This is a genomic window from Actinoallomurus liliacearum (assembly GCF_039542035.1).
Lineage (GTDB): Bacteria > Actinomycetota > Actinomycetes > Streptosporangiales > Streptosporangiaceae > Actinoallomurus > Actinoallomurus liliacearum.
Map to the genome: position 1 here is coordinate 57874 of NZ_BAABHJ010000003.1, position 12629 is coordinate 70502.

A 12629-nucleotide genomic window follows, 5' to 3' on the forward strand; every position below is an offset into this window, starting at 1 on the left:
AAGACCGGATCCGGTCGCGGGGGGCGAGGTGTGCCGGGCGGTCATGAAAGCACCCGAGGGAAGTGGAACCGGCCCCGTTCGGGCAGCAGCATGTCGACCACGTCATCGGCCAGGATCCGCCCGAGGGGGCGTTCTTCGTCATCGACGACCAGCACCGACAGGCGGCGTGATTCGGCGAGCCGGGTCGCGACCTCGGCCGGGCTCGCCTCGGGCCGGACGGTGATCGGCCAGGGCGGGCCGACCAGCTCGCCCAGCGTGCTGCCCGGCTCGGCGAGCAGCAGCTCGCCGAGCGTGACATCGTCCAGCAGGCGCCCGTTCTCGTCGACCACCGCGACGGCGTCGATGTCGGCGATGTGCACGCCTTCGGCCGCCAGCACGTCCCGGACCTGTGCGACGGTCCGCTCGGGCCGCACCCGGATCATCGTGGTGGTCATCAACCCGCCCGCGCAGTCCTCCTGCCGGGCGAGCAACGCACGCACCGCCGACCTGGTCTGCTCAGGGAGCCGGTCGAGCAGGTGCGAGCGCCGCTCGGAATCCAGGTCACGGAGGGCTTCGGCGGCCTCGTCGGGTTCCATCCGGGCCACCAACCCGGCGGCCTGGCCGGGGTCGGCCTCGGTCAGCAGTTCCTCCAACTGGTCGGGGCGCATCTCCTCCAGGGCGTCGGCGGCGTGGTCCGGGCCGACCAGGTCGAGCAGTTCGCGGCGCTCGGTGCGGCCCAGGTCCTCCAGGAGGTCGGCCAGCTCGGCGGGGTGCAGGCGGCGCAGTTCCGTGCGGGGGGCCGCCAGCCGGGCTCCGCCCCGGCCCGCCGCGCTGCCGAACGCCTGCACGTCCGACCAGTCGATCACCTGTTCGGGGATGGCGCGGCTGCGCCAGAGCCCGGGGCACAGGCGGCGTGCCAGGGCGCCGAGCCCGGTGTCCATGCCCACCAGCCGCAATCGGTCCTCGACCGGTGTCAGGTAGAGGTCGGACGGGCGCACCACCCGTACGCCCTCGATATCGACGAGCTGGTGGTCCAGTACGTGGGTCGCCAAGGCGACCTCGCCGGGGCGTTCCTCGAACTCCCGCAGGTCAAGGCGTGCGCTGCGCAACGTGACGGCTTGCGGCTCCACCCGCTCCACGACCTCGTACGGCACCCAGGACCGGCGCCGGCCGACCTGGACGACCAGGCCGGTCACCACTGGGTACGTCTCACGGCCGTTCCAGCGGGCGACCAGATCGACCAGCCGGCCGATCTGCTGGCCGGCCTGGTTGACCACCGGCCGGCCCACCAGCCCGGCCAGCGAGATCAGCGCTTGGCGTACCGAACGCGTCCGGGTCAGGCGGCCGTTGCGCGGCCCGTAGCGCTGCCGTACCGCTCGCGGCACCGCCGCGAGTAGACCCTGGCGTCCCATCACCGGCCCCCGAACTCGACGGGCCGGCGACCGGCAACGGCCGATTCGTGCTTGGTCATGACGAACGACCCCCTCCATGGCCCCGTCCCGGGGCCACCAAGGGCGCGCGGCAGCCACTCTTCTCGCCCAGCGGCGATGACCGGTCGGCACCGTCTCGAGAGAGGGTGTCCGGGAGCCGGTGGCCAGGAGGGGAAGCGCTACCGCGCACCGGAACGAATGCGGGACACGCCACGATGGGGCTGATCTCGCCCCGGACTACTGCCCGACATGTCCTCACCTCCGCCCGGTCCAGGCCGCGCGCATCCACACGCCGCCGCATCCATGACGGGGTGCCGCCCGTAAGGCCGCCTTGCGCACCCCTTCGCGTCTCATAAGAGCTTTGGCACTGCCCGGCGTATCCCCATCACCGAGGGGAAGCCGCTTGGCCTGTCCCCTTAAGCCGGGGAGAGGTGTCCTGACCCTGGGCGTCTCTCGACGTCGTGGGGTCAGCGGCCTGTATCCGGACAGACGCCTCACCTAACGAGGTGCCTGCTTGAACACCCCAAAGAGTAAGTCGCCGCCCGCAAGCGCGACAACCTGCCCCATACATCGTTAGCCCAGCGATAACCCTCTCTATACACAGGCGGCGTGACGATGAGGTCATGACCATCCCGACGGCGGCGATCGCGCCCGCGGCCGTCGCGCCCTTTCCGCACTACAGCCACCAGGCCGCCACCATCGGCATCAGCATTCTGGCCATCGTGATCATCGTGGCCGTGATCGCCGCCATCCGCACCAACCGGCGGCGCCGCTGACAGCGGCGTCGTTCGGTGCCCTTTACGCCAACCCGGCCGCCGGATCATCGACGGTGTGCCAGTGCACCGCCTGGATGCCCGGCTCCAGCGACAGCCGGGCGATGAGCTGTTCGAGCCGGGCCGGCGCATCCCCGGGGGCGCGTACGTCGGCCGACAACTGCACCGTCGCGGTCGCGGCCTCGTCCGCGGGGGACTGGTCGGGTGCCGCCTCGACTCGTCTGGTGTGCAGGCCGCACAAGATGACCTGGTCGCCGGTGGTGTGCTGGACCAGCAACGCCCGGATATGGGCTTCGGTGGTGGCGTTGCAGGTCACGTGCAGCTGATAGGGGCGCAGGTCCTCCTCCTCTCCCGGCACGTCATGGTCGATCAACCGGCCGAGCGGCCGCCCGAGGGTGTGGACGGCCAAGATCGTGACGGTGGCGATCGCGGCGAACCCGAGGTGCCCGGCGGCGGCCAGCACCCCCACGGCGGCCGAGCACCACAACGTCGCCGCCGTGTTCAGGCCGCGGACGTTGAAGCCGTCCCGCAAGATCACACCGCCACCGAGGAAACCGATGCCGGACACGACATAGGAAGCGACCCGGGTCGGACCGCCGGTATCACCGGCGGCGACCGAGTACAGCACGAACAGGGTCGATCCCACGGCGACCAGCGCGTTGGTGCGCAAGCCGGCCATCCGCGCCCGCCACTGCCGCTCCGCGCCGATCAGGGCCCCACACCCCAGTCCCACGGCCAGACGCGCACCGAACTCCGCACCCGACAATGCGTGCACCACCCCGTCCACCCCCGATTCCTGTGTGCCCTATGTCACGTGGCTTCGGCGCGGGGATGCGGTACGGTTCTCTCCGCGGCGAACGTATTTCGCCGCATAAGCGGAGATTTCCGCTTATAGGTGCGCCGGGAAGCCTGGTCGGCAATGCTGATAGGGCTATGCCCACGGGGAGGCGCCAGTGACCGAATTCATCCACGCGGCGCTCGCCTTTCCGGCCGTCGTTCTCGGTGCCCTCCTGGCCGTCGTCCTCGCCTACTGGCTGCTGGTCGTCCTCGGCGCGCTGGACGCGGCCGCGACCATGGTCACGGCGGTGGCGCTGTCGCTGTTCACGGCGCTCGCGTGGTTCGCCGGCGTGGCCGGCACTGTGCTGTTGCGCCGCGACCACCTGACCGGGACGGTCCCGGCGGTCGGGGTGCTGGCCGCCGCGCTCGTCGCGTCGTTCCTGGTCACCCGGCTGCTGATGCGGCCCCTGCGGTACATGATCCCTGAAGAGGTCCTCCCTTCGCGGCGGGACTTCGTGGGCCGGATGTGCGTCATTCGCACCAGCCGGGTCGACCTGACGTTCGGCCAGGCGGAGGTGCGCGCCGCCGATGGCTCGGCCGCCGTAATTCAGGTTCGCCAGCAAGGGAACCAACCGGGCGAGGAGATCCTCAAAGCAGGCAGTACCGCACTGATCTTCGACTACGACGCCGACGGCGAGTTCTTCTGGGTGATGCCGTATGACGCCGAGCTCGATCCGCACCGTCGAATCAACTGAATTCCCCCGCGAGAAGGACCACTGATGGACTCCATCGGCATCGCGATCGCCGTGCTCGTCGCCGCGATTCTGATCGTCGCTCTGGGCACCTGGTACCTGTTCAGCCGCCTCTTCCGAAAGGTCGAGCAGGGCCGGGTCCTCATCATCTCCAAGATCAAGAAGGTGGACGTCACGTTCACCGGGGCGATCGTGCTGCCCGTGCTGCACAAGGCCGAGGTGATGGACATCTCGGTGAAGACGATCGAGATCGAGCGCAGCGGCCGCGACGGCCTGATCTGCCGCGACAACATCCGCGCCGACATCAAGATCACGTTCTTCGTCCGGGTCAACAAGACCATCGAGGACGTCATCCAGGTGGCGCAGGCGATCGGCACGCAGCGGGCCAGCCACGAGGAGACGCTGCAGACGCTGTTCAACGCGAAGTTCGCCGAGGCGCTGAAGACGGTCGGCAAGCAGCTCGACTTCGTGGACCTGTACACGCACCGGCACGAGTTCCGCGACCAGATCGTGGCGCTCATCGGCACCGACCTGAACGGCTACCACCTCGAGGACGCGGCCATCGACCACCTCGAGCAGACGCCGCTGGAGAGCCTCAACCCGACCAACATCCTCGACGCCCAGGGCATCCGGAAGATCACCGAGCTGACCGCCCTCGAGCACGTGCGCACCAACGAGTACCAGCGCAACGAGGAGAAGGAGATCACCCGCCAGAACGTCGACGCGCGGGAGGCCATCCTCGAGCTCGAACGCCGCCAGGCCGAGGCGGAGGTCAAGAAGAAGCGGGAGATCGAGACCGTACGGGCGCGGGAGGAGGCCGAGATCGCCAAGGTCCAGGCCGAGGAGCGGCTGACCTCGCAGACGGCGCACATCCGCACCGACGAGCAACTGGGCATCCAGCAGGAGAACCGCAACCGAGAGATCGCCGTCGCGGAGAAGAACAAGGAACGCGTCATCGCCGTCGAGAACGAGCGGATCGAGAAGGACCGCATGCTCGAGGTGATCGCCCGCGAACGGGAGACCGAGCTGACCCGCATCGCCAAGGACAAGGAGGTCGAGGCGGAGAAGCGGGAGATCGCCGAGGTCGTCCGTGAGCGGATCGCGGTGGAGAAGACCGTCGCCGAGCAGGAAGAGATCATCAAGAGGCTGCGGGTCGTCGAGGAGGCCGAGCGCACCCGCCAGGCCCTGGTCATCCAGGCCGAGGCCGAGGCCCAGGAGAACCTGGTCAAGGGCATCAAGGCCGCCGAGGCCGCCGAGGAGTCCGCCAAGTTCAAGGCCCGCGAGGAACTGCTGCTCGCCGAGGCCCGGCAGAAGACCTCCGAGCTCGACGCCCAGGCCAAGATCCGGCTCGCCGAGGGCATCCAGGCGGAGGCCGCCGCCGAGGGCCTGGCCGAGGTCCAGGTCCGCGAGCGCGACGCGGAGGCGATCGAGAAGGTCGGCCGCGCCGAGGCCGCCGTCAACCGGGAGAAGGCCCTGGCCGAGGCGGAGGCGATCGAGAAGGCCGGTCGTGCGGCGGCCGTCGCGAACCGCGAGAAGGCCCTCGCCGACGCGGACGGGATCCGCGAGAAGCTCAAGGCCGAGGCCGAGGGCCTGACCGACAAGGCCGCCGGCATGGCCGCGATGGACGACGCCACCCGCGGGCACGAGGAGTACCGCCTGCGGCTGGAGGCCGAGAAGGAGGTCCGGCTCGCCGGCCTCACCGTGCAGCGCGAGGTCGTCGAGGCCCAGGCGTCCATTCTGGCCGCCGGCCTGGAGAAGGCCGACATCGACATCGTCGGCGGCGACAGCGACTTCTTCGACCGGGTCGTGGGCGCGATCAGCGTCGGCAAGGGCGTCGACGGGTTCGTCGAGCACTCCGACGTGGCCCAGCGGCTCGCCGGCCCGTGGCTGAACGGCTCGCGCAGCCTGCCCGAGGACCTGGCCCGGATCGTCGGCTCGATCAAGACCGACGACGTCAAGAACCTCACCCTGTCCGCGCTGCTCCTGCAGCGGATCAAGGCCGGGGGCGCCGACGGCGACAAGGCGCGTGAGCTGCTCGACCAGGCCGAGCGCCTCGGTGTCGCGGACGCGGCGATCTCCAACATGGCAGTGGTCGAGAGCTGAGCCGGATCACCACGAGGACCAGAGGAATCGCGTGACCGAGGGCGGGGAGACGCCTGGCGGGCCGAGCCTGGACGCGGGCACCTACGAGGTGCTCCGCGCCCGGCTCGGCGAGCAGGCCAAGGAGCTGGTCCGGCGGGCCGAGGCGCTGAACGCCCGGCGGCTGGAGGTGTTCGGCGGCACGGAGCTGCGGCTGGTCGGCACCGAGCGGATCCGCACGGAGCACAACTGCGTGCCGCGCGACATCGTCGCGGTCGGCGGGCTGATGCTGTTCGGCTTCAACGTGTTCATCGGGTTGCGGCCGGAGACGACCGTCGGCGACGTGTTCGCCCTCTACCGGTTCGTCCGGGACGGGGACGAGTTCCGGTTCGAGGCCACCGACGGCGCCGAGGGCGCGCCGGGACTGCTGCGCGACCCGCGCTTCGAGCGCGACTTCGCGGAGCTGTACCGCTACTACCGCGACACGCGGCTGCTGCAGCTCCGGCGGGTCGACGCGAAGCTGCTGGCGGTCTTCCAGACGGGGCTGACCGTCGAGCACGACAACCGGGTGCTGCGCTGGACGGTCGGCACCGACGGAACAGCCACGTACCAGGACAACCTGGGCGAGCCGGACCACGTCTTCCCGCCCCCGTACGACTTCGAGTGGGTCGAGACCACCCGCGACGACCACGTCCTCGGCCGCCACCCGCACATCTCCATCGAGGACGAGGTCTTCGTCGAGACGGTCGGCGGCGACCTCACCGTCAAGGTCGAGAACAACACCGAGACCGGCGAGGGCATCTACCGCGAGCCGGTCGCCGAGCCGCTGCAGAGCCTGGCCGACGCGGAGGTCCAGTACGCCCGGGTCGGCGCGCTGATCCTCCTGCGGATCCGGCCGTACAAAGAGGAGGACTGGCGCTACCTCGTCTTCAACACCCACGCGAAGACGGTCGCGCGTCTCGACGGCATCGGGCAGGCCTGCCGGCGGCTGCCCGAGGAGCACGGCGTCATCTTTCCCGGCGGCTACTACCTGGTGACCGGGGCGGCGAAGACGTTCGACACGGACGTCGACCGGCTGGAGTACGAGCGGATGATCCGCTCCACCAACGGCGAGGACGTCCTGTACGTCTTCCACGCCCGCGAGGCCGGCCGGTACCTCCTGCTGCCGTACAACGTGATCCGCAAGGAGGTCGCCACCCCGATCTCCTGCCACGGCTACTCGCTGTTCGACGACGGCACGCTCGTCGTCTTCCGCGCCGACACCGACGAGCCGACCCGCGTGCACGCGATGCAGGTGTGGCAGACGCCGTACCTGTCGGACGCGTACGCCGCGGCGCAGCCCGCCGGCACCGGGCCGCTGGAGCGGGTCGGCAACGCCGACCTGGTCCGGGGCATCTCCGACTGCCTGTCGGTGGCCCGCATGGTCGAGGAGACGACCCCGTCGGCCGGAGTGTTCGAGGCGCTGATCGCCGGGTGCGAGCGCGCCTTCGACAAGTACCACTGGCTCCCCGACCCGGAGCTCGGCGACCTGCGCGTTCCGCTCGCCGACGTACGGGCGACGGCGGGGCAGGTCCTGGAGGAGTTCGAGACGGTCCAGCGGCTCACCGCCCAGGCCGCCGCCGCGCTCGCCGAGACCGATGAGAAGATCACCACGCTGATCCGGCTCACCCGGGGGGACTCCCCGGACAGCGCGGACGGCTGGGTCACCCGGCTGACGGAGCTGCGCCGCGCCCAGGGCCGCCTCGTCACGCTCCGCGACATGCGGTACGCCGACCTCGCCCGGATCGACGACCTGGCCGACCGGCTGAGCGACGAGCTGGCCTCGACCGGCCGGCGCGCCGTCGAGTTCCTGCGCGAGTCCCAGGCGTTCACCGCCTACCACGAGGAGATCGACCGGCTGCTCGCCGCCACCGAGGGGATCGGCGCCACCGCCGAGGCCGTCCCGCTCCGTGAGCGGCTCGCCGAGGTCTACGAGGGCCTGGAGGTCGTCACCGACGTCGTCGGGACCCTCGACATCGGCGACGCGACCGTGCGCACCTCGATCCTGGAGCGGGTCGGCGAGGTGCTGGCCGGGATCAACCGGGCGCAGGCGACCCTCGACGCCCGCCGCCGGGAGCTCCTCGACGCCGAGGGCCGGGCGGCGTTCGCCGCCGAGTTCGCGCTGCTCGGCCAGGCCGTCACCGGCGCACTGGCGATGGCCGACACGCCCGACGCCTGCGACGACCAGCTCGGCCGCGTCATGCTCCAGCTGGAGAACCTGGAGTCGCGGTTCGCCGAGTTCGACGACTTCGTCACCGAGCTGGGCGCCAAGCGCGAAGAGGTCTACGAGGCGTTCTCCGCGCGCAAGCAGACCCTGCTGGACGAGCGCGCCCGCCGCGCCGACCGCCTCGCCGAGTCCGCGACCCGGATCCTCACCGGCGTACGCCGCCGGGCCGCCGCTCTCGGCTCGCTCGACGAGATCAACGCCTACTTCGCCGCCGACCCGATGGTGGAGAAGGTCCGCGCCGTCGTCGAGCAGCTGCGCGCCGCCGGGGACGCCGTACGCGCCGAGGAGCTCGACGGCTCGCTCAAGACCGCCCGTCAGGAGGCGGGCCGGGCGCTGCGCGACCGCGCGGACCTGTACGAGGACGGCGGCGAGAGCATCCGGCTCGGCACGCACCGGTTCGCGGTCAACACCCAGCCGGTCGACCTGACCCTCGTTCCGCATGAGGGCGGCATGGCGTACGCCGTGACCGCGACCGACTACCGGTCGCCGGTCCGCGACCCGGCGTTCGCGGCGACCCGGCCGTACTGGGAGCAGACCCTCGTCTCCGAGACCCCCGAGATCTACCGCGGGGAGTACCTGGCGGCGGAGGTGCTGGCGGAGACGCCCATGGACGTGCTGCGCCGCGCGGCCGAGGACGGCGGGCTGCCCGCGCTGGTCCGCACCGCCGCCGATGCCCGCTACGACGAGGGCTACGAGCGCGGCGTGCACGACCACGACGCCGCGCTCATCCTGGCGGCCCTGCTGCGGCTGCACGCGGACGCCGGGCTGCTGCGCTACCCGCCGGCCGCCCGCGCCGCCGCCCAGCTCTTCTGGGCGCACGGCGCCGAGGAGGCGGCGCGCCGGTCGTGGCGGACCCGCGCCGCGTCGCTCGCCCGCGCCCGCGCGGCGTTCGGCGAGTCGCCGGCGGCCGGGGCGCTGCGCGCCGAGCTGACCGCCGCCGCCCTCGCCTTCCTCACCGGGAACGGCCTGCACGGACCCGGCGCGGCCGTCCGGATCCTCCCGCCCGAGGACACGGGCGAGCTGGTCGGGGAGTACCTCTTCGAGGAGCTCGCCGCCGAGCCGGCGGGCTTCGTCACCGGGGCCGGGGCCCGCTCGCTGCTCGGCGGGTTCCGTACCGCGCTCGGCGGTTCTCCGGGGTACCGCGACGACCTGGCCGCCCTGGAGGAGGGCGGACTGGCCGCCCGGCACCAGCTCATCGAGGCGTGGCTCGGCTCGTACCTCGCCACCACCGGCGGCCCGGCCGACGACCTCGCCGAGGCGGTCGCGATCGAGCTGTGCGGCCCGCTCGACCGTTACGACACGTCCGCGCCGCTGACCGCGACCGTCGAGGGACTGCTCGGCGCGCATCCCCGGATCGGCGGCCGACGTCTGGAGCTGCGTCTGGACGAGAGCGTCGCCCGGACCCGCCGGTTCCGCGCCGAACGCGTGCCCGCCTATCGCGCGTACCAGCGGCTCCGCGGCGAGCTGGTCACCGCCGAACGCGAGCGGCTGCGGCTGGAGGAGTACCGGCCGCGCGTGCTCAGCTCCTTCGTGCGCAACCGGCTGCTGGACGAGGTGTACCTGCCGCTCATCGGCGACAACCTCGCCAAGCAGCTCGGGGCCGCCGGCGACGCCAAGCGCACCGACCAGATGGGCCTGCTGCTGCTCATCTCCCCGCCCGGCTACGGCAAGACGACGCTCATGGAGTACGTCGCGGGCCGGCTCGGCCTGATGTTCGTCAAGGTCAACGGCCCGGCGCTCGGCCCGTCGGTCACCTCGCTCGACCCGGCGGACGCCCCGGACGCGACCGCCCGCCAGGAGGTCGAGAAGATCAACTTTGCCCTGGAGCTGGGCAACAACGTGCTGCTGTACCTCGACGACATCCAGCACACCTCACCGGAGCTGCTGCAGAAGTTCATCTCGCTGTGCGACGCGCAGCGCCGCATCGAGGGCGTCTGGGACGGCCGCACCCGCACGTACGACCTGCGAGGCAAGCGCTTCGCGGTCTGCATGGCGGGCAACCCCTACACCGAGTCCGGGCAGCGTTTCCGCATCCCCGACATGCTGGCCAACCGCGCCGACGTGTGGAACCTCGGCGACGTGCTGTCCGGCAGGGAGGACCTGTTCGCGCTCAGCTACCTGGAGAACTCCCTCACCTCCAACCCCGTGCTCGCGCCGCTGTCCACCCGGGACCGGGCCGACGTCGAGCTGTTCGTCCGGCTCGCGCAGGGCGACACGACCGTGTCCCCGGACCGGCTCGCGCACCCGTACTCCGGCCCGGAGGTCGAGCAGATCACCGCGGTGCTGCGCCGGCTGCTGCGGGTCCGGGAGGTCATCCTGGCCGCCAACCGCGCCTACATCGCCTCGGCGGCCCAGGCGGACGCCTCCCGGACCGAGCCGCCGTTCCAGCTCCAGGGTTCGTACCGGAACATGAACAAGCTCGCCGAGCGGATCGTGCCGGTGATGAACGAGGCCGAGCTCGAGGCGGTCATCGACGACCACTACCTCGGCGAGGCCCAGACGCTCGCCTCCGGGGCCGAGGCCAACCTGCTCAAGCTGGCCGAGCTGCGCGGCACGCTCACCGCCGGACGGTCCGAACGCTGGGCGGCGGTCAAGGCGGCCTACCAGCGCGCCCAGGCGCTCGGCGGCGCCGAGGACGACCCGATGACCCGGGCGGTCGGCGCCCTGGGCCTGCTCGCCGACCGCGTCGCCGCCGTGGAGTCCGCCATCAAGGAACACGGGAGCCGGTAGCGCCGAAGATGCTTGTTTCGCTCGTCCGCCAGATACGTGGAGGAAACGCCGGAAACCGTCTGACTCCCGTGTAAAGATCGGCATGGGACGGTGGACGATGACGAGACGGGGGTCCAGTGGCCAGGAGCTCGCAAGGACGGGAGCACAGGCCGGTACCAGAGCCGATCACGGGACTGGCGAACCGCGTACGTGAGGGACGGATCCGGCTGCCTAAGTTCCAGCGTGAATTCGTCTGGTCACGGATACAGGTCCTCGACCTACTGGACTCGATAGCACGGAGCTATCCGATCGGAAGTCTCTTGCTATGGCAGAGTCCGCTCGAACTCGCCAGCGAACGCAATATCGCGGACCTCGAGGTCGAGACCTTCGACCGTGGAGACGACACACTCTACCTACTGGACGGCTGCCAGCGCCTCTCAACGATCTGCGGCGCACTCTTCTGGGAGCCGAACGACGATCCGCGCAGCTACTGGAACTTGGTGTACGACCTGGCGGAAGAACGCTTCCTTCACCGTGAGGACCTCGATGACCCGCCGCCGCATCAGGTGCCCCTTCGTCTGCTCCCGGAACCGTCCGACTTCTTCGAACGGGTCCGCGACCTGCCGAAGGATCAGTACAACAAGGCGAAGGTACTGTTCGAGCGGTTCACCAAGTACGAGGTGGCCGTCGTCACGCTCGAAGCGATGTCCTTCACCGAGGTCGGGCGCATCTTCGAACGGATCAACACGCGAGGCACGCCGCTTACCACGGTGGAGTTCGTCCGCGCTGCCACATGGACCAGTGAGTTCGACCTGCTCGACGCGATCGACCGTGTTCGCGGCGCCCTCGCCCGTAAGCACTACGGTCAGATCGACCGCACACTGCTGCTCCGGTCGATATCGGCCGCCGCAGGCCTGGGGTTCGCCACCAAGGACATCGAGCGGCTGCCCACTCTCGCGCCTGAGACGTTGACGACGGCCATCGACCGGACGGAGGACGCCGCGCGGCGTGCGGTCGACTTCCTGACGACGGAGATCGGAACCCCTACGGCCGCGGCTCTGCCGTACGCCAATCAGCTGGCCGTGGTTATCGAGATCTTCGCGCAACTTCCGAAGCCGGACGCACGCCAGTTCGCCGAAGTCCGCAGATGGTTCTGGAAGGCCGCGCTGAGCGGCTACTACGAAGGCTGGAACGCCAAGAAGATGGAGGCCGATCTCTCGGCCGTCACCGCGTTCGCCCAGCGCGAGTCCAAGATCATCGAGGTTGAGACCGTGCCGCTTAGCACCCGGCAGTGGCTGGGGCAGCAGTACCGCCGGGACACCGCGAGGACGAAGGCCTTCGCGCTCATGCTGGCCGCAGCTGGCCCGCTGGACCTGCGCACGGGCCAGCGGATCGACACCGGACGCGCGCTTGCCTGGACCAATGACCTGCAGTATCACCACTTCTTCCCGAAGGCGTTCCTCATGCGGGAAGGGCTCAGCTACGAGCGGGCCAACACGCTGGGCAACATCGTCATGATGACGGCGATCAGCAACCAGGCCGTGGCAGACCAAGCGCCGGCCGTCTATCTCCAGGACGAGATCGACTTCAGCGGTGAGGCGGAGATACGGGCCCGCCTCGATACCCTCCTGGTCCCGCCACGGGCATTCGACGCTGCGATGGACGGCGATTACGAGGGCTTCTTGAAGGCACGCCTGGACACTCTCCTGGACTGGGCGAGTGACCTGGTGCATGGTGCCGCGATTGCCGAACCCATCACCGGGGAGCCCGACCCCGAGGTGACCCGGCACGCGATGAGCGTCGAGGTGGAGGACACCGCCACAGACGACTGAGGCCGCCGTTCTGTCGGCGCCGTCTGCTCTCC

Annotated in this window: 7 protein-coding genes and 1 riboswitch; of the genes, 5 read left to right on the top strand and 2 right to left on the bottom strand. The window is 70.5% G+C overall.

The features are described 5' to 3' along the window. Positions 1–41 precede the first annotated feature (41 nt). On the bottom strand, positions 42–1364 hold the full coding sequence (locus ABD978_RS06210; protein WP_345349765.1) for a magnesium transporter MgtE N-terminal domain-containing protein: 1323 nt from the start codon (positions 1362–1364) through the stop codon (positions 42–44). Positions 1365–1749: 385 nt separating this feature from the next. After that, a riboswitch (M-box (ykoK) riboswitch) is annotated at positions 1750–1922 on the bottom strand. A 110-nt stretch (positions 1923–2032) separates the two neighbouring features. On the opposite strand from ABD978_RS06210, the gene ABD978_RS06215 reads away from it, so the two are divergent. Beyond that, positions 2033–2185, top strand: coding sequence for a hypothetical protein (locus ABD978_RS06215; protein ID WP_345349768.1), 153 nt, complete (start codon positions 2033–2035; stop codon positions 2183–2185). 22 nt (positions 2186–2207) lie between these two features. Here ABD978_RS06215 and ABD978_RS06220 read toward each other — a convergent pair whose 3' ends face one another. Continuing rightward, the gene (locus tag ABD978_RS06220; protein WP_345349771.1) at positions 2208–2969 is read right to left on the bottom strand and encodes an MgtC/SapB family protein; all 762 of its coding nucleotides are present in this window, start codon (positions 2967–2969) and stop codon (positions 2208–2210) included. 166 nt (positions 2970–3135) lie between these two features. Between ABD978_RS06220 and ABD978_RS06225 the strand changes: the two genes are divergently transcribed. The 4 genes from ABD978_RS06225 (at position 3136) to ABD978_RS06240 (ending at position 12597) form a co-directional block, all read left to right on the top strand. After that, a complete protein-coding gene (locus tag ABD978_RS06225) occupies positions 3136–3714 on the top strand; it encodes a hypothetical protein (protein ID WP_345349774.1) in 579 nt (192 codons plus the stop codon). 24 nt (positions 3715–3738) lie between these two features. Then, positions 3739–5814, top strand: a complete 2076-nt coding sequence (locus ABD978_RS06230; protein ID WP_345349777.1) for a flotillin family protein — start codon at positions 3739–3741, stop codon at positions 5812–5814. Between the two features lie 31 nt (positions 5815–5845). Further along, positions 5846–10786, top strand: coding sequence for a DNA repair ATPase (locus tag ABD978_RS06235; RefSeq protein ID WP_345349779.1), 4941 nt, complete (start codon positions 5846–5848; stop codon positions 10784–10786). 116 nt (positions 10787–10902) lie between these two features. Next, positions 10903–12597, top strand: coding sequence for a GmrSD restriction endonuclease domain-containing protein (locus ABD978_RS06240; protein ID WP_345349781.1), 1695 nt, complete (start codon positions 10903–10905; stop codon positions 12595–12597). Positions 12598–12629 lie beyond the last annotated feature (32 nt).

What these genes read in the sequence shown, in the direction of transcription:
- ABD978_RS06215 (WP_345349768.1), top strand. Translation starts at nt 2,033, where the DNA reads ATGACCATCCCGACGGCGGCGATCGCGCCCGCGGCCGTCGCGCCCTTT.
- ABD978_RS06230 (WP_345349777.1), top strand. Translation starts at nt 3,739, where the DNA reads ATGGACTCCATCGGCATCGCGATCGCCGTGCTCGTCGCCGCGATTCTG.